The organism is Nocardia sp. CA-120079 (genome assembly GCF_050955745.1).
GTDB lineage: Bacteria > Actinomycetota > Actinomycetes > Mycobacteriales > Mycobacteriaceae > Nocardia.
The window spans coordinates 5,723,364-5,740,686 of record NZ_CP192088.1 but is presented as its reverse complement, the minus strand read 5'-3'; the positions used below and the strand labels follow the sequence as shown (position 1 = coordinate 5,740,686).

Below are 17,323 nucleotides of genomic sequence, written 5' to 3'. Positions count from 1 at the left end.
TGGAATACGGTGGCAGGGGCGATCGCCCGGATCAGCTCACCTCCACCGAAGGAGACCCGCTTGCGCAACATGCTGCTCGTCACGTCCGTACTCGGTGCCGCACTGGTGGCGATGCTGCCCGCTGGCGCGGCCGGTGCGCAGCCAGCGGACGATGGTTCGCTGAAGGTGCAGGCGACCACCGGCACCGATCAACTGCCGGTGACAGGTGTCGGAGTCGGCATCACCACGTGCGCCGCCGGTCCGGTGCTGGCCACCTTGACGACCGGCGGCGATGGAACCGTGACGCAGACCTTCCCGCACGGCTGCTACCAGGCGCAGGTCACCTCCGTGCCCTCCGGTTGCGAGCTGGCGAGCATCGCCTACGTTCAGATCGATGTGGCACCCGGCACGACACCCGTCGCTGCTTTCCAATTCCGCTGCGCATAACCGATTTCGACCCATGGCCTGGAGCGCGGCCGTGACGGCATCGTCACAGTGCGTGGTGTTCTCCTGGTTGGCAGCTCCGTAGTTTGCCTCCAGCAGTGCAGATCTCACGAGCAGGAGCAGGCCCTAGCGGTGGCCGTGGCAGGTGCCGAATTCTTGACCGGAGACCTCGGCCGCTATCGGGAGATGTCGCTATTCGCACGGCCGCGCGGCCGGTCTCCGGAGAGTGAGTAGGCTTCCCGCTCGTGCGGTCGAACATGGACTTCGAGGACTTCTCCGCCAGTGTCGACGCGGATGGGGTGTTCCGCGGCTTCTGATGCGGAAATGCGCGGCTAGGACAATGGGTGCACGCTGTCCAACGCGCGGCGCGCATAGGCGCGCACATCCGCATCGCTGTCATCGATCGCCAGCTTCAGCGCATCGTGCGCCGCCCCGCTGCGTGGCCAGGTGGCCAGCGCCAGTACCGCTGCCTTCCGCACATCGAGGTGCGGATCGTGCAAGGCTTCGGAAAGCGGGTTGACGCCGAAATCGGGGTCCGCGCCCGCGAGACCCCGGGCGGCACCCACCCGGACCTGCCAGGCAGAGTGTGCGAGCGCGCCGACAAGTAGCGACGTGTCATCTTGCGCAACACCGAGATTCGCGAAGGAAGCCAGGGCGGCGGCACGCACGAGCGGATCCGGATCCTCGGCAAGAGCGCGCGCCGTTTCGGTGCCATGCCCGCCGATCGCCGACAACCCGTGCGCGACGGCAATGCGCACCTCACGGTTCTCATCGGTCGCCGCCGACGAGACGGCCTGCCAGTCGTCGAGCGATACCAGAGCCCGTACGGCCTCGATGCGCACCCGGTGGTCTGAATCGGTCAGTGCCGCAACGAATTGTGCTGCCGTTCCGGCACGCAGCGCGCGTAACAGATCCACGACGGTTGCCCGGACGACCGGGTCGGGGGAGTCGAGTCGATCGGCGAGGCCGATCGAATCGGGAAGCACCTCCACGAGTTCGCGCAGACTCGCCGCGGCTGCCGCGCGAACGGATGCTGCGTCGTCGTCGAGCGCGCCGATCAATACCGATGTGAATCCCTCAGGGGTGTTCTCGGTCAGCACCGACAGCGCCGCCACTCGAACACCGGCATCGGCATCGGACAGATAGGTCGAAAGGTCCTGCACCGTAGGCGAATCCAGGGCTAGCAGGCTGACCAGCCGCGGTGACGGCGGGGTCGTCGATGTGCGGACGGTGCGCGGTGCATCGGCCGGTGCGCGCCCACCGATGAGTTCCGGTTGCGCGATCGGGACCACAGTAGTGTCGGTAGAAGGCAGGTCATCGAGACCGGGCACCGGTACCAGATACGGCGCAACCGGCCGCTTCAGGAATTCCATCGTGCCATCGGAGTTCTTGCGCAGGTTCAGGTGGTATCGCCACTCGTCATCGTCGCGCTGCGGCAGGTCGGCGCGTTCGTGATAGAGGCCCCACCGTGATTCGGTGCGGGTCAGTGAACTGCGCGCCGCCATTTCGGCGCAGTCGCGGATGAAGGAGACCTCGACCGCGCGCATGAGCTCATGAGGTGTGCGGGCACCGATTTCGGCGATCTCGCCGCGCATCCGCTCGAAGGTCTCGACCGCGATCGACAGCTTCGCGGCCGTCTTCGGCGGCGCCACATAGTCGTTCACGAATCGGCGCAGCTTGTACTCGACCTGCGGCTGCGGTGGGCCGTCCGGCTGCCGCAGCGGTCGATAGATCAGTTCATGTGCCTCGGTCAGTTGGTCTTCTGGAAGTGCGACGGGTGCAGCGACTTCGGATAGTGTCGATGCGGCATGGCCGCCAGCCAGATCGCCGAAGACGAAAGCGCCGATCATGTAGTTGTGCGGCACGCACGCGAGATCACCGGCCGCGTAGAGACCGGGCACGGTCGTGCGAGCGTGTTCGTCGACCCATACGCCGGATGCGGAATGTCCACCACATAAACCGATTTCGGAGATATGCATCTCGATATCGTGGGTGCGATAGTCATGGCCGCGATTGGCGTGGAAGGTGCCACGGGTCGGGCGTTCGGTGGTATGCAGAATGCCTTCGAGCGTCGTGAGGGTCTCGTCGGGCAGATGCGACACCTTGAGATAGATGGGCCCGCGCGCGGATTCGATCTCGCGCTTGACCTCCGACATCATCTGTCCGGACCAGTAATCGGAGTCGACGAAGCGTTCGCCCTTCGCGTTTACCTGATACCCGCCGAACGGATTGGCCACATAGGCGCAGGCCGGACCGTTGTAATCCTTGATGAGCGGATTTATCTGGAAGCATTCGATACCGCTGAGCTCCGCGCCGGCATGATAGGCCATCGAATACCCGTCGCCCGCATTGGTCGGATTCTCGTAAGTGCCATACAGATAACCCGATGCGGGCAACCCCAAGCGGCCGGACGGACCGGTCGCCAGGATTACCGCCTTGGCACCCACCGCCACGAACTCGCCGGTGCGCGTATTCAATGCGGCCGCACCCACCGCGCGGCCCGCAGCGGTGAGCACCCGCACCGGCATGAGCCGGTTCTCGATGCGGATCTTCTCGCGCATCTTGCGTTGGCGCAGTACGCGATACAGCGCCTTCTTCACATCTTTGCCCTCGGGCATGGGCAGCACGTACGACCCGGACCGGTGCACCCGGCGCACCGCGTACTCGCCGTACTCGTCCTTCTCGAACTTCACGCCGTAGCGTTCGAGTCGCTGCACCATGGCGAAGCCGCGGGTGGCGGTCTGATATACGGTGCGCTGGTTGACGATTCCGTCATTGGCCCTGGTGATTTCGGCGACGTAGTCCTCGGGTTCGGCCTTGCCGGGAATCACCGCATTGTTGACCCCGTCCATGCCCATGGCCAAGGCACCGGAGTGCCGCACATGCGCCTTCTCCAGCAGTAACACGTCGGCGCCTGCCTCAGCGGCGGTCAGTGCGGCCATGGTCCCCGCGGTGCCGCCGCCGATGACGAGCACATCGCAGTCGAGCCGGATCCGATCGGATAGCTCGGGAATATTCACAACTTCTCCAGGATTTCGGCCTTCACCGACCGGCGATCCGCCGGTGTGCGGGGCTCGGGCACATCGACCAGGGTGTGCAGCACGCCGCCGCCGAGTACCGCGATGCGGTCGCCGAGCAGTAGCGCCTCGTCCAGGTCATGGGTGACGAATACGACGGTGGTGGGGTGAGCGCGCCAGGTGTCGATCAGCAAGCGCTGCATGGTTGTCCGGGTCTGGGTGTCGAGTGCGCCGAACGGTTCGTCCATCAGCACCGCGCGCGGCGATCCGGCGAGACTGCGCGCCAACTGGACTCGCTGTCGCATGCCGCCGGAGAGATCGCGCGGGAGATAATCGGCGTAGCCGGTGAGTCCGACCTCCTCCACCCAATGCTGGGCGCTGGCTTTGCGTTCGGTGCGCGGCACTTTGCGCAATTGCAGTGCGAGCTCGATGTTCTGGCGCACAGTGCGCCACGGCAGCAACGCATCGTCCTGGAAGACAAGGGCGCGGTCAGCGGACGGCCCGGTCACTGCAATGCCGTCGGCGCGGATCACGCCGCGGTCCGGCTTGCGCAGTCCGGCGATCGCCCGCAGCAGCGTCGACTTGCCGCAACCGGATTTACCGACCACGACCAGGATTTCGCCGGGCGTGATGGCCAGCTCCAAGTTCTCGAGCACCGTTTTTCCGCCGTAGGCGATGCGAATTCCGTCCAGGCTCAGCCGCATTCCGGTTGTGGTCGGGGTGGCGGGTGCGGTTGTCGTGGTCATTCGGCGACCTCCCTCGGCAGCCAGCGGGTGATCCGGCGTCCGGCCAATTCCACGATTCCGGAGGTGCCGAAGCCGAGGATGCCGATGGTGATCATGCCGACGAATACCGCCGGATAGTCGACGATGGTGTAGGCCTGCCAGGTCCGGTAGCCGATGCCGAGCCGTCCCGAGATCATCTCGGCTGAGATGAGGCAGATCCATGCCACACCCATCCCGACCGACAGACCGCTGAATACGCCCGGCAGGATGCCCGGAAACACCACTCGCACAAGGACATCAGCGCGCGACGCACCCAGGGTGCGCAGCGCATCCTCCCAGATGGTCGGCAGCGCGCGTACCGCGTGCCGGGTGCTGACCAGCACCGGGAACAGCGATGCCATGAAGGTGATGAAGACGATGCCCGATTCGTCGCTCGGGAACAGCAGAATCGCCACCGGCACCAGCGCGATGGCCGGAATCGGCCGGGCCAATTCGGTGAGCGGTCCGAGTACCGCGGCGAAGAGTCCGGAGCGGCCGAGGGCGATGCCCGCGATCACACCGACCACCGCCGCGAGTCCGAATCCGGTCAGAATACGGATCAGCGACTGCGCGACATCGACATAGAACTGGTCCGACTGCAGCTGCTTACCGAATTCGCGGATGATCTCGGTGACCGTTGGCAGCGTGTCGAAGCGCAGCCACAATCGCACATTATTGGCGGTGAGCAGCTGCCACAGTCCGATCGCGGTCGCGACCGACGCAACCTGGAGCACTCGGGTGCGCCACACGGAACTGCCACGTACTTCGGCGGTTCCATCATCGGTGGCCACGGCAAGTGCTGTGGTGCGCTCACCCGTTGCCGGGCCATTCTCCAACAACGAGGCGCTGTGCGATGCGGTCACGGCCGGACTTCCGTGACGGCCTGGTCATAGGAGATCGCGGTCGCGGCCGGGTGCGCCTGCCGGTAGCGCTGGGCGGCAGCTTGTGTCGTGAACGGCAGGAAGTTGTCGCCATCGCGCAGCCACACCGCCTTATCGGCGAACCAGCGCGTGCCGAGTTCGGCATCGGGCACATAGGCGGCGCGGATGACCTTGCCCTGCGCCTTGGCCGCTTGGACCGCGCGCAGCAGGCAGGTCGGATCGGCGGCGGGCTGCGGTCGCTCCGTACCGTCGAGCCACAGCTCACCGGCAAGCGCGGCATTGCTCACCGGACGTGCGCAGACCGGGTCGGTGCCGGTGACGCGGCTGGGATTGACGGTGGACGCCACCGCCTGGTCGTAGTCGCCAATGCTGTTATCGGCGAAGGCCTTGCGCAGCGGCGCGGGATCGATGAACTTGTCGATATCGAGTTCGGCGAAGTCACCGATCGACTTCAGGTACTGCACATCGCCTTTGAACGCGCCGATCAGACTGGGCTTGAGGGTGGTATCGAAAGACGTTCCGCCGGGTCCGTTGTAGAGGTACACGACCTCCTGCGGCAATCCGGAACCGTCGGCGACGATCTTGGCGGCCTCGAACGGCTTCTCGTTCAGGAACTTCGTGGCATCGAGCTGAGCGGCGAGGAAGGCCTGCAGCACCTCGGGATGATCGGCGCTGTAGGAGCGTCGCGCGACCACGCCGTGAAAGGTGGGCACACCCAATTCCGCACCGTCGTAGAGCAATTTCGCCTTATTCTGGAAGACCAGCAGTCCGGGCCAGGCCACGAATTGCGCGAGCGCGCCGACCTGATGCGATTCCAATGCGGTCGCCCCGATCTGTGGCTGCTGGTTGAGCACCTCGACGCCCTTGGCCGGATCGACACCCACCCGCGACAGCGCCTGCACCAGGGTGCCGTGTCCGGCCGAGCCGACGCTGGCCGAAATCTTCTGCCCGGCCAAGTCGGCGATTCCGGTCGCCGTCGAATCCTGCGGCACCACAACCATATTGAGTGCGCCCTTGGGGTTGTAGCCGGTCACCGATACCAGCGCGGTCTTGGCCCGCTCATTGGACTGCGTGCGAGAACCGTTGATCAGCAACGGATAATCGCCCATCGATCCGATATCGATCTTCTCGGCCAGCATCTGCGCGGTGATCGGCGCGCCGGTGTCGTAGTCCTGCCACTCGACCTGGTACTTGGCACCGCCGCTGTCGGTGATCTTCTGCAGCCGCTGTTCCAGATAGCCCTGGGCGCGCAGCAGGGTGCCCGCGGTGACGGTATTGATGGTCTTGGACTGGTAGCCGACGACGACCTTGACGGTGCCTTCGGGGGTGTTGTCCGAACTCTGCAGTGAGCAGCCCGCCGCGGCGAGTGCGACGGCGAGGAGCAGGGGAGCGAGGCGTTTCTTCATGGGACTTCCGGATCGTTCAGCGCAACAGATAGGGCATATTGACGGTGACGGCGCCCGTGGGACACCGGGCGGCGCAGGGGCCGCAGTACCAGCACTCGTCGACGTGCATGAAGGCCTTGCCGTTTTCCGGATTGATGGCCAGCGAGTCCAGCGGGCAGATTTCCACGCACAGCGTGCAACCCTGGATGCACAGTGATTCGTCGATGGTCACCGGAATGTCGGTGCGTTGGTTCGCAAGTGCCATCAGATGACCTTCCATTCGGATGTGCTGCGGATCAGGCTGCCGCGCATGGTGATTCGATCTCCGCGCATCCGGATGTATTCCAGATCCACCGGTCGGCCGTCGTCGAGCCGGGTCAGCCGTTCGAGCATCAGTAACGCCGCGCCCTCGGGTGCTTCCAAGGTGGCCGCGGTGTGGGCGTCGGCGGTAATCGCTTCCAGCGCGAGGTCGGCCGAGCCGAGCGGTCCGCCGCTGATCTGTTCGATGAGTACGAAGATGTCGTTGGTCTCGAGATCGTGGCCGAGGACCTCGGTGCCGATATCGGGTGCGAGATAGGTCAGATCCAGGCTCAGCGGTAGGTCGGCGAGATAGCGCAGTCGTTCGATATAGACCACGCGCTCACCGGGATTCAGCCCGAGCTTGCGTGCGACGGCGGGTGGTGCGGTGATATGCATTGCCGCGCGCACCTCGTTGCGCACCGTGCCGTGGCCCTTGAGGGTTTCCTGCAGCCCGAGCAGTGCGTCCAGCCCGTGATCGTATTTGCGCCGAGCGACCCGGGTGCCCACCTTCGGCACTCGATCGATCAGCCCTTCGTCCTTGAGCAGCGCGAGTGCGTCGCGCACGGTATTGCGCGATGCGTCGTATTCGGTGACCAATTCCTGCTCGCTCGGCAGCACATCGTCGAACGCACCCGCATGTATCTGATGACGCAGCACGTCGGCTATCCGGCGCGCCTGGTCGGCCCGCAACCGGCGCACGGGCGTCGCCTCGGCTCCCACCTCCGCCACCTTTCTCTCGCTGACCTGCATGGACAGCGACGATAGTTGGCGCTCGGACGCCTGCATGCGCGCAAGCGAGCGCCACAAATCAGGGGATGTTATTGCGCCGCCCCCTACCGGCTCTGACCTGGGCGGATGGGGCTCGGAGTGGCCATTGCGCCACCCTGTTCGCGGCCGACGAGTTTCGATCACACAGATTCGAATGACGGGTTGAGTGAGGTGGTGCAGGTACAACGCCGCGCTCGGCTATCCCGGGACAGCTTTTACGTGCCGCGGTCCGGCCACTACGGTCGCGTTTATCGAGCGTGTCCACGCCGGTGCTGCAGCCATTGTCGTTGGCGGCCCATTCGCCGCACGTCGGCCGGCGATTGAAGCAGCAGGTGGCTTCGGCGGCGAGCTGGGGGATTGTCCGGATGCCGGAATAGGACGCCATCACTCCGGCGGGGGAGGCGGAATCCCCTCTGGGGGTGATGTTCTCGTAGGCACGCATCCCTACCATGGCGGGCGTGGCTGTTGTCGCCGGTGTTGGTCGCGCTCTGCTGGTCGCGGGGGTGTGCGCGTTGTTGGTGTCGATCGGGGTGGGTTCCGTGTCGGCGGATTCGGCGTCCTCCGGTTCGGATATTTCGGTCGCGCAGTCGCTCGGTGATCGCGAGCTCACGATCATCTTGCGCCGGGTGACCAGCGTGCCGGGGCCGTTGCGGGTGGATGTGGTCACCCATGCCGGCACCGCGCCGGGGCAACTCTCGCTCGCGGCGACACCGACGGGGGTGTCCGAGAAGTCGACACAGCCTGCACCTGGAGTGCCGACCACCGAGGCCGTTGTCGATCTCGGCGGCAATCCCGGGATGTACTCGGCGACGGTCCGAATGGACCGTGCTGGGCCATGGGAACTGGCGGTCGGCGACGGTATGCGAGTGGCACGTATTCCGTTCATCGTGCCCGCGCAGGTGACCTCGCCACCCGAGCGCCTGGTCTACGGCGGATTTCTGGTGGCGGGCGTACTGCTGCCCGTCGCGGTGGTGATCGCGATTCGTGCTCGACGCAGCGTGTGGGCGCTGGTTCCGGCCGCCGGGATGGTAGCCGGTGTGGCGGTCTCGGTGACCGCCGCACTGCTTTCGGCATCGCTGCCGCTGCCACCGCAACCCGGCGGTCAGCTCGATCCCACGCTCGACAATGTCACCGATCCGTACGCAGTGCATCAGCCGTTGATTTCGGACTTTTCGCGGCCGCCGGTACTGCTCACAGTCGCGGGTGGGCCCGGGAACGCCGGGCAGCCAGGCGATCTCGACCTTGTTCTGATCGATGCCGCCACCGGTGCTCCCGTCGACGATTTGGTCGTGCACGACAGTGCGCTAATGCATCTGCTGATCGTCGGCCCCACCGGCCGCCTGTCGCATCTGCATCCGATCCGCATCGGGCCCGGACGGTTTCAGGTTCATCTGGCCGCGCCCGAGGCCGGTCGGTATGCGCTGTCCGCGGAGTTGGCGCGGCGCGGCGGTGGTGTGCAAATGGTACGCGCGCCAAGCGGTTTCACCGTCCCTGGTGCCGCGGCATCGGAAACCTCCAGCACCACAGTGCGTCTCGGTGATGCGGACAAGACCGCGTCGACTGTCATCGACGGTAACCCGGTCATCGTCAGGACGACTACTCCGGTAGCAGGGGCACCGACCACCATTACCGCCGAATTCGGCGAAGCCGCCGATCTGCAACCGTGGCTCGGCATGGTCGGCCACCTGATCATGGCGGGTCCACTACCCGGCGACGCGGATATTGCCGCGGCCGTACAGAACTCACCCATCTGGGGGCACGGCCATTCGATGGGCGCGACATCCATGCACAGGGTGTCCGATATGCCGGGGATGGATATGCCCGGCATGGATATGACCGAGTCCGCCGCGAGCCGCGGCACCATGCTCATGCCACCCGCCAATGGCGAAAGCGCGCCCGACGAGACGGTCGCCGCATACGGACCCGACGTGCCGTTCACCTACACCTTCCCACTCGCGGGCCGCTATCGCCTCTGGATTCAGGTCGAACGGCGCTACACCGTACTTACCGTCCCCGTCGTCCTTGATGTCGCGACGGGAGCGCGACCATGACCGAGCGCGCGAGAAACCCAGCCACATCCCGGAAAAGCGTTCGTCTCGCCGCAGGAGCGGTGATCATCATCGTGCTCGCCGTCATCGCCTGGTTCGCCTGGCCCCGCCCGCCCGGTCCGCTGGTGTTGAAAACCGGCAGTCCACAGCACCTCGTCACCATCTCCATCGACAGCGTCCGAATTGGCAGCACCGCAATCGATATCGCTGTCACCGACCGCGCTGGCGTGACGAAAGAGCATGCCGCCGTATGTATTCAGGCAAACCAGCCGCTCATGGGCCACGCCGGACAGCCGATCGCTGCGACAGCCACCGGTTCGGGACACTTCCACGTTGCATCGGTACCACTGATGATGACCGGCCCATGGGAGCTTCGACTGTCGATCGACGAGCACGACGGCATCGACGAACTCGCGGTGCCGATCTGGGTCGGCGGCTGAAACCATGCACAGATCAGGAGGAATGATCACCATGACCACGGCAGCACCGGCCGAAGCTGACACCGGATCCGAGATTTCCGATGACAGCGCCGCCGCCCGCATCGGCGCCTGGGGTGTATTACTCGGCACCGCGGTGACATTGGTCGGCCTGAGCTGGGATATCCAGTGGCACAACGAGGTCGGTCCGGACACCTTCTTCACCCTGCCGCATCTGTTCCTGTACTCCGGCAGCGCGATATCCGGCTTCGCCAGCCTGGCCATGGTGCTCATCGCGACCTCCGCCCAACGGGCTGGTAGGCCCGTGCCCCGCCTCGGCGGCACCCCCATTCGAGTCTTCGGCAGCAACCTGACCGCACCGCTCGGCTTTATGGTCGCCGGAGCCGGTGCGGCGCTATTCCTGCTCTACGGCCTGCTCGATCTGGAGTGGCATTCGATCTACGGCTTCGACGCGGTGCTCAACACCCCGTCGCATGTGGCGCTGTTCCTGTCCAACGCGCTCACCATGATCGGCAGCATCATCGTTTTCGCCGCCCACCGCGATCACCGCTGGGGCCGGATCGGCATCGCCGTCGCGATTCCGATCCTGATCACCTTCGCCCCGATTCCCACCAATGCGTTGAACAACCTGCATCTGCCCGTCGACCCGACCATCCTCGGCATCGTCCTGTTCGGGCCGATGCTGCTCGTACTGGGCGCCGCACTGTCGGCCCGTGCGGGCGCGGCCATTGCCATCGCGCTTTCGCTCGGTGCGATGCAGGCATTCCTCTGGTGGTTCTCGCCCTGGGCCGCGGAAATCTATGCGTCGGCGATCGGGCTGCCGCTGCGTGACGGTCTCACCGGACGGCCGCCGGATCTGCCCGTCATGATGCCGATGTTCCTGATTGTCGCGGCGATCGCGGTCGAGGGGTTGTTCTGGCTGTCCCGTACCCGTGGTTTCGACGCGCGCAAGATCGTGCTGCTGGCCGGTGTGGTGACCGGTGTCATCATCGGCGTGACGTTCCCGCTGCAATTGAACCTCGTCCGCGCTACCTCGCATATCGCGGTCGGCGACATCGTGACGATCTCGCTGCTCGGCATTCCGCTCGGCCTGCTCGCCGGATTCCTCGGCGGCCGGTTCACCACCATGCTGCCCGCAACGAAGGATGCGTGATGTCGGTACTCCGCAGGCTCGCCGTGACCGTGCTGGCCGTGGTCACCCTGTCGCTCGTCGCTGTCGCCCCCGCCTCAGCCTATGCGCCGGTCGAAATCGTGCACACCGAGCGCGTCCAGGTGGGTCCGTACGGCGTGACCGTCGGCTTCTCCACCTGGCCCATCCGCGCGATGAAATCGCTGGACTTCACCTTCATGCCCGATGGCGGCATCGCCGACAAATCCGGGACGCTGCACCTGACCGGACCAGCGATCAGGCCCGGTCGCCGCGCCACGCCCCTGGTCCGCCATCCGCGCAAACGCGACTCCTGGGGTTTGGACGTCAGGGCCTTCGACGCACCCGGCACCTACACCTTCACCTTCGTGATCGACGGACCGCTCGGACACGGCGAAGGAACCCTCGGCAATGTCACGGTGCTCGACCAGCCCGGACCGCCGTTGCCGCTGAGCTGGACGATCGGCACCCTGCCGCTGGTCGGCCTGCTGGTCTTTCTCATGGTGGCCTGGCGTCGCACCCGACCCGGGCGGCAACCACTGGTCGTCTGACGGTCAGAACCAGGAGTCGCGCATATCCAGCGTGGTCCGGTCCATCAGCTCCAGCAGATCCAATTGCGGTGTGGTCTTGGGCAATTCGTAGCGGAAGAAGTAGCGGGCCGCCGCGCGCTTGCCGTCGTAGAAGTCGCCTTGTTTGCCGTGCGCGGCCAGCGCCTGCTCCAGCCAGATCCAGGCGACCACGACGTGCCCGAAGGCCTCCAGATAGATGCTGGAATTGGCCATGGCGGCGGCGATATCGCCGGAGGCGAACATCCAGCCGGTGACGGTGAGCAGCCGCTGCCAGACCGCGTCGAGCTGGCCACCGAACTCGGTCCACTCGCCGCCCGCCTCGGTGGCCGCGAGTACGGTCCGCTCGATCTGTGCGGCCAGTAGCCGCAGGCTCGCGCCGTCGTGCTGGATCACCTTGCGGCCCAACAGATCCAGACCCTGGATGCCGTGCGTGCCTTCGTGGATCGGGTTGAGGCGGTTGTCGCGGTAGTGCTGTTCGACGTCGTATTCGCGGGTGTAGCCGTAGCCGCCGTGTACCTGGATGGCGAGGCTGTTGGCCTCCAGACACCATTGCGACGGCCAGCTCTTCGCGACGCCTGTGAGAATTTCCAGCAGCAGCGTGTGCTCGCGTTTGGCCGCAGGGTCCGTGGTGGTGCGTTCCAGATCGACGAGGCGGTTGCAGAAGAGCAGCAGAGCGAGCGCGCCCTCGACATAGGCCTTCTGCGCCAACAACATTCGTCGCACATCGGCATGCTCGATGATCGGCGCCTGCGGTGCGGACGGATCCTTGGTGGTGACCGCGCGACCTTGGCGGCGTTCCCGGGCGTAATCGAGCGATTTCAGATATCCGGTGTAGCCCAACGCCGTCGCGCCCAGACCGACGCCGAGGCGCGCCTCGTTCATCATGTGGAACATGTAGGACAGGCCGCGATGCGGTTCGCCGACGAGGTAACCCACCGCGCCGGGCGCGCCGTCCGGATTGTGCTTGCCCTCGCCGAAATTCAGCACCGTATTGGTGGTGCCCCGATATCCCATCTTGTGGTTCAACCCGGCCAGCACCACATCGTTGCGCGCGCCGAGCGAACCGTCCTCGGCCACCAGGAATTTCGGCACGACGAACAGCGAGATGCCCTTCGTTCCGGCCGGTCCGCCCGGAATCTTGGCCAGCACGAGGTGCACGATATTGTCGGTCAGTTCGTGATCACCGCCGGAGATCCACATTTTCGAGCCGAACAGCCGGTAGGTGCCATCGGCCTGCGGTTCCGCGCGGGTGACGATATCGGCCAGCGATGAGCCCGCCTGCGGTTCGGACAGGCACATCGTGCCGGTGAACCGGCCCTCGACCATGGGCTTGACGAAGCGGTCGATCTGCTCCGGGGTGCCGTGCGCGGCGAGCAGATTGGCATTGCCGACGGTCAGGAACAGATAGCCGCTGGTGCCGACATTGGCGGCCTGGAACCAGCAGAATCCGGCGGCCTCCACGGTGGCGGGCAACTGCAGCCCGCCGATCTCCTCGTCCATCGCGGCGCCGATGAGATTGGCCTTTGTGAAGGCCTCGATCGCGGCCTTCACCTCCGGGATGATCGTGACCTTCTCACCGTCGAAGGTCGGCTCATTGTTGTCGTTGTGCTTGTTGTGGGGGGCGAAGTGCCGGGCGGCCAGATCCTCGCAGAGGTCGAGGAAGCCGTCGAAGGTATCCCGGGAGTGTTCGGTGAACCGGGGCAGCGCCGTGAGCTCCTCGACCCGCAGCCATTCGTAGAGCAGGAAGTCCAGGTCTCTACGGGAGATCAGGGTCGAGCGCACGGGCACATCCTCTCGGTCGGGGAGCACTGGCCCAGACGGGGCGCGGTACTCGCTCGGATCAATTTGGTACGTTACTACGCATGTGTCGCGAATCGATCCCAGGGCTGGGATGACCACAACCTCAGGTGCCGCCCGTCCCGTCGGCCGTCCCGCCGCCGCCTCCCAGGACCAGGTGCTCGCCGCCGCCAGTGCCCAGTTCCTGGCCTGTGAGCGGGTCGATGTGCAGGCGATCGCGGCGGAACTCGGATTGTCGCGCGCGACCATCTACCGCTGGTTCGGTTCGCGCGACGGTCTGCTCGGCGCGGTCATGGTGTCGGAATTCGAGCGGATGGTCGTGGCGGCGCAGACGCGCGACGACGGCACCGGCGCGCCGCGGGTACTCGCCCTGCTGGACCGGGTGGCGCAGTGGATGACGCGCAGCGAGGCCTACCGCTATTTCATCGCGACCGAACAGGCCACCGCGGGCCGCATCATCACCACCAGCGATGGACCGGTCCAGCCGAAGGTGGTCGGGGTGGTCGCCGAAATTCTGGATACCGCGATGGTGGAGGGTTACCAGAACCGGGTCGATACCCAGACCTTCGCCTATGCGCTGGTCCGGCTCATCGAGGCCTTCCTCTATCAGGATGCGGTGACCGGCCTTCGCGGCGATGTGGAGCGGTTGCGCGCGGTGCTGGCGGTGATCCTGGGACTGGACCCGGATCAGCGCGGCCCGTAGGTATCGAGGAACAGAACGGGTCCGTCGCCGAAGTCGCCGCGGGTATCCATCTCCCGGAGTCCGGCCAAAGCCTTTGCGGTGTAGACGGTTTCCAATTCCAGCCCGTTGGTCGCGGCGAGCTTCTTCGCGGCAATGGCGGCCGGGGTTTCATGGCCGTAGCCGGGACCGAGCCAGTCGCGCACCATCGTCACGTCGTCGGGGCGCAACTCGGGCGCGGTGAATTCCGCGCCGCGTGCGCGCAGCACCATCGCGGCGCGGTTCGCCAGCCCGACAATGTGTCGCGCGTCGAGGGGGAGCGAGTCGTTGACGACGACACCGACGACGCGGGTGCGTAGTCCAGCAAGCCGTAAGCCGAGGGCCAAACCCGCTGCCGTGCCACCGGATCCGACGGCGGTCACCAGATGTGTCGGTTGCGGTAGTTCGCCCGCCGCGATCTGCGCCGCCAGTTCCAATGCGACCTCGACATAGCCGAGCGCGCCGATCGGCGACGATCCGCCGACGGGCAGCACATACGGTGGGGTGCGCCCGTGCATATGCCGCAGCAGCAGCCACGGTGCGGCCAGGACGGTGCGCAACTTGCTGTGCGTGAAATGTAGAGTGGCGCCGGAGTTTTCCAGTCGCCGCAGCTGCGCGCGGACGTGGCCGTCCACCGGTTGGTCGACCAGCGCCAGCGCGGTGTCGATGCCGAATTCCCGGGCGTAGAGCGCCGTGGCCAGACCCCAGTTGGTTCCGGTGCCGCCGAAGGTGAGAATGGTGCGGGCACCGCGCCGTCGGGCCTCTGGCAATAGCCACTCCAGCTTGCGGATCTTATTGCCACCCCAGCCACCGGAGCCGTACCCGCTTTCGTCCTTGCACCACACAGCGCTGTTGGTGCCGAGGTCCAGCGGGCGGACCGGCGTCGGCGCGATACCGAGTCGGGCGAACGGCAGTGTGCCGGCCAGTTCGGGGAAGCGCTGGTGGAGTAGGGGTGCGGTCATAATCCGACCATTATCGGGGTTCAGCTCCCTTCGGAAGGAGTTTGGTCGCGGCGGGCAGCACAGACCTGGGACGGATCGCCCGTGCCGAGATAGCTGGACACGCGCAGCAAGCGTGACGGAAAGTAGGGGTCGGGCGAAGCGAGGGAGCACATGTTGGTGGACCTGCCGGAAGTCAATCGCTGCGATACCCCGCGCGCGATGATGTTGGAGGACTCGGTGTGTGCGCTGTTCGACCGAGCATTTGCCCTTCCCCCACATCGGTGGTCCACGGCGGAGTCAGTGCGACACCGCGATGTATTCACATCGCTGCTCGCCAGGCCAGGCTTCGTCCTGGTGACCGCCGAGATGGACGATGTCGTGGTCGGCGCGGCGTATGGGTATCCGCTCGAGTCGGCGGACGGCTGGTGGGACAAGATAGAGGCGCTGTCGCCCGAGGTCACTGCGGAGTCGGGCGGTCGAACCTTCCTGATAAGTGGTCTGGCGGTCGATCCGGATTGGCAGCGGAAAGGCATTGGGCGGAAGGTGATTCAGCGCCTTCTCGCCGATCGAACTGAGCAGCGAGTTGCGTATTCGGTGCTGCCCGGGGCGACCGGTGTCCACTCACTGATCGGGCGACCGGAGACAGAACCAGTTGGCTATCGATACTTCCCGCCCGAGGCGCCGATCGAATTGCTCGAGTTCTATACGCTGCCGCTACCGATCAGAGGAAACCGTGAGTTGCGAGTTCCTGGTCCAACTCCCGAACCGTGATCGAATCCTGCCACGGAGCCAAGTCGGATCGGGCATTGCGCAACGCTTCGACCAGACGGCCGCTCTGGTTCTTCTTGGCCAGGTTGGCGGCGTCTGCGATCGCAGCCGATGCGGCTTCGATTTCCCGCTGGACGATGTAGGCATTGCCGAGGTCAAGCACCGAGAACGCGCGGTCCCGCACAAACGTCGGATCGATCAATTTCAGCGACTCCTGAGCTGCTGCTTCAGCTTTCGTGGAATCGCCCAGTCGACGCGTGCAGTGACTTCGGGCTGCTGCGCTGAGACCGGGACCGTAGAAGTAGGCGAGCGAAGATACGGGCTGATGCGGTCCGACCGAATCGGCAACCGCCGCCGAGTTCTCATCCAAGACCGCAAGACAGTCGGTTTTCTCGCCGATTTCTGCATAGGCACGAGCGGCCATCTCCGCCGCGTCTGCTACCAGCAGTCGATCATCAGTCTGTCGCGCCCAGTTCAATGCGGCAGTGGCGTGATCGACCGCAAGTCGCGGGCATCCCCGCCATAGGGCGAGATGGCTTAGGTGCGAGAGCGTGAACGCCGCTAACTTCACGTCCCTGGCTTCATGGGCAGAGGTGCGCGCCTCCTCGTAAAGCTTGCAGGCGGAAGCCAAATCGCCCATGTCGAAGTAAAGCCAGCCAGCGAAACGCGTCAGGTTCGCGAACACTGACAGCAGTCTCGGACGCAACTGCGACGGACAATCTGGCAGCAGCGACGCGACCAGGCTCCGCTGAGTCAGCACCGAGCGGAGCACAAGCCATGGGCCGAACTGATCGTCAGTGTCCATAGCCTTCGCCAGCATCGCCTCTATGCCGCCTATGACCTCTTCATCAACCCGGAGGTCCGCTCGGCCCAGGATCGGCTTGTCCATGACGATGTTCTCGGTCGCGACAGGTGCGGATATCTGAGCGGCGACGATGCCCATCAGCCGAACAAATTCTCGTCGCTCCACAATGTCAAACGGTAGACCTTCCACATGTGCTGCGCGAGTATTTGATTCGACCTCCTTCGCGTCGAACTCGCGCCCGATCGGTGCATGGATAGCGACAGAAAGTGCCGCATCGAATCGCTCCCGCTGATCGATGTCGAGTTCGGACAGCACCCGATACAGCAACCGTCGGCTGGCCGCTCGGAGGGTCGTTGTCCGTTCGGTCTCCCAGCAGACCAGCGTCCGACGAGTGACCCCCAGCTTTCGGGCGAATTCGATCCGACTCAGGCGCAACGCCTCTCGCAACGCAACGACCTCCCCAGCCGTCCACTCAATCTCCGGCACCGGACTCCCCGCTTCCACCGCAGCTAGTGACTACACGGGCAAAAGTACCGCTTTCTGCACAGTTGGGGC

General features: G+C 65.3%; 17 protein-coding genes. 8 read left to right on the top strand and 9 right to left on the bottom strand.

Features of this window, described 5'->3' with window-relative positions; translation table 11 throughout:
- The first annotated feature begins 60 nt into the window (after window positions 1-60).
- The gene (locus ACQPYR_RS26460) at window positions 61-426 is read left to right on the top strand and encodes a hypothetical protein (RefSeq protein ID WP_433621641.1); all 366 of its coding nucleotides are present in this window, start codon (window positions 61-63) and stop codon (window positions 424-426) included.
- Between the two features lie 242 nt (window positions 427-668).
- Window positions 669-740, top strand: coding sequence for a DUF6924 domain-containing protein (locus ACQPYR_RS26455; protein WP_433635249.1), 72 nt, complete (start codon window positions 669-671; stop codon window positions 738-740).
- A 15-nt stretch (window positions 741-755) separates the two neighbouring features.
- Here the strand turns inward: ACQPYR_RS26455 and ACQPYR_RS26450 are convergent, their stop codons facing one another.
- Genes ACQPYR_RS26450 through ACQPYR_RS26425 form a run of 6 tightly spaced genes read right to left on the bottom strand, consistent with a single transcriptional unit; the run spans window position 756 to window position 7,520 of the window.
- Window positions 756-3,443, bottom strand: a complete 2,688-nt coding sequence (locus ACQPYR_RS26450; protein WP_433621640.1) for a fumarate reductase/succinate dehydrogenase flavoprotein subunit — start codon at window positions 3,441-3,443, stop codon at window positions 756-758.
- Entirely contained in the window at window positions 3,440-4,186 is a 747-nt protein-coding gene (locus ACQPYR_RS26445) for an ABC transporter ATP-binding protein (RefSeq protein ID WP_433621639.1), read from the bottom strand. Before ACQPYR_RS26445 ends, ACQPYR_RS26450 begins: the two co-directional genes overlap by 4 nt.
- Window positions 4,183-5,067, bottom strand: a complete 885-nt coding sequence (locus ACQPYR_RS26440; protein WP_433621638.1) for an ABC transporter permease — start codon at window positions 5,065-5,067, stop codon at window positions 4,183-4,185. Before ACQPYR_RS26440 ends, ACQPYR_RS26445 begins: the two co-directional genes overlap by 4 nt.
- A complete protein-coding gene (locus ACQPYR_RS26435; RefSeq protein ID WP_433621637.1) occupies window positions 5,064-6,491 on the bottom strand; it encodes an ABC transporter substrate-binding protein in 1,428 nt (475 codons plus the stop codon). Before ACQPYR_RS26435 ends, ACQPYR_RS26440 begins: the two co-directional genes overlap by 4 nt.
- Window positions 6,492-6,507: 16 nt before the next feature.
- A complete protein-coding gene (locus ACQPYR_RS26430; protein ID WP_040689749.1) occupies window positions 6,508-6,735 on the bottom strand; it encodes a 4Fe-4S dicluster domain-containing protein in 228 nt (75 codons plus the stop codon).
- Window positions 6,735-7,520 (bottom strand): GntR family transcriptional regulator, encoded by a 786-nt coding sequence (locus ACQPYR_RS26425; RefSeq protein ID WP_387292496.1) that lies wholly within the window; start codon window positions 7,518-7,520, stop codon window positions 6,735-6,737. The genes ACQPYR_RS26430 and ACQPYR_RS26425 overlap by 1 nt, the downstream gene beginning before the upstream one ends.
- A 476-nt stretch (window positions 7,521-7,996) precedes the next feature.
- Here ACQPYR_RS26425 and ACQPYR_RS26420 point away from each other — a divergent pair, with 476 nt between their 5' ends.
- From ACQPYR_RS26420 to ACQPYR_RS26405, 4 genes are read left to right on the top strand one after another with little or no spacing between them, the layout of a single operon-like run.
- Window positions 7,997-9,589 (top strand): hypothetical protein, encoded by a 1,593-nt coding sequence (locus ACQPYR_RS26420; RefSeq protein WP_433621636.1) that lies wholly within the window; start codon window positions 7,997-7,999, stop codon window positions 9,587-9,589.
- 59 nt (window positions 9,590-9,648) lie between these two features.
- A complete protein-coding gene (locus ACQPYR_RS26415) occupies window positions 9,649-10,026 on the top strand; it encodes a hypothetical protein (RefSeq protein ID WP_433621635.1) in 378 nt (125 codons plus the stop codon).
- A 31-nt stretch (window positions 10,027-10,057) separates the two neighbouring features.
- The gene (locus ACQPYR_RS26410) at window positions 10,058-11,176 is read left to right on the top strand and encodes a hypothetical protein (protein ID WP_433621634.1); all 1,119 of its coding nucleotides are present in this window, start codon (window positions 10,058-10,060) and stop codon (window positions 11,174-11,176) included.
- A complete protein-coding gene (locus tag ACQPYR_RS26405) occupies window positions 11,176-11,721 on the top strand; it encodes a hypothetical protein (protein WP_433621633.1) in 546 nt (181 codons plus the stop codon). The genes ACQPYR_RS26410 and ACQPYR_RS26405 overlap by 1 nt, the downstream gene beginning before the upstream one ends.
- 3 nt (window positions 11,722-11,724) lie before the next feature.
- Here the strand turns inward: ACQPYR_RS26405 and ACQPYR_RS26400 are convergent, their stop codons facing one another.
- Window positions 11,725-13,521 (bottom strand): acyl-CoA dehydrogenase, encoded by a 1,797-nt coding sequence (locus tag ACQPYR_RS26400; protein ID WP_433621632.1) that lies wholly within the window; start codon window positions 13,519-13,521, stop codon window positions 11,725-11,727.
- Window positions 13,522-13,630: 109 nt separating this feature from the next.
- Here ACQPYR_RS26400 and ACQPYR_RS26395 point away from each other — a divergent pair, with 109 nt between their 5' ends.
- Window positions 13,631-14,239 carry a QsdR family transcriptional regulator gene (locus tag ACQPYR_RS26395; RefSeq protein ID WP_364472630.1) on the top strand — a complete coding sequence of 203 codons (609 nt, stop codon included), beginning with the start codon at window positions 13,631-13,633 and terminating at the stop codon, window positions 14,237-14,239.
- Here the strand turns inward: ACQPYR_RS26395 and ACQPYR_RS26390 are convergent.
- Window positions 14,224-15,216 (bottom strand): 1-aminocyclopropane-1-carboxylate deaminase/D-cysteine desulfhydrase, encoded by a 993-nt coding sequence (locus tag ACQPYR_RS26390; protein ID WP_433621631.1) that lies wholly within the window; start codon window positions 15,214-15,216, stop codon window positions 14,224-14,226. The genes ACQPYR_RS26395 and ACQPYR_RS26390 overlap by 16 nt on opposite strands.
- Before the next feature lie 150 nt (window positions 15,217-15,366).
- Between ACQPYR_RS26390 and ACQPYR_RS26385 the strand changes: the two genes are divergently transcribed.
- On the top strand, window positions 15,367-15,966 hold the full coding sequence (locus tag ACQPYR_RS26385; protein ID WP_433621630.1) for a GNAT family N-acetyltransferase: 600 nt from the start codon (window positions 15,367-15,369) through the stop codon (window positions 15,964-15,966).
- Here the strand turns inward: ACQPYR_RS26385 and ACQPYR_RS26380 are convergent.
- Window positions 15,917-17,254, bottom strand: a complete 1,338-nt coding sequence (locus tag ACQPYR_RS26380; protein WP_433621629.1) for a helix-turn-helix domain-containing protein — start codon at window positions 17,252-17,254, stop codon at window positions 15,917-15,919. The genes ACQPYR_RS26385 and ACQPYR_RS26380 overlap by 50 nt on opposite strands.
- Between the last annotated feature and the right edge of the window lie 69 nt (window positions 17,255-17,323).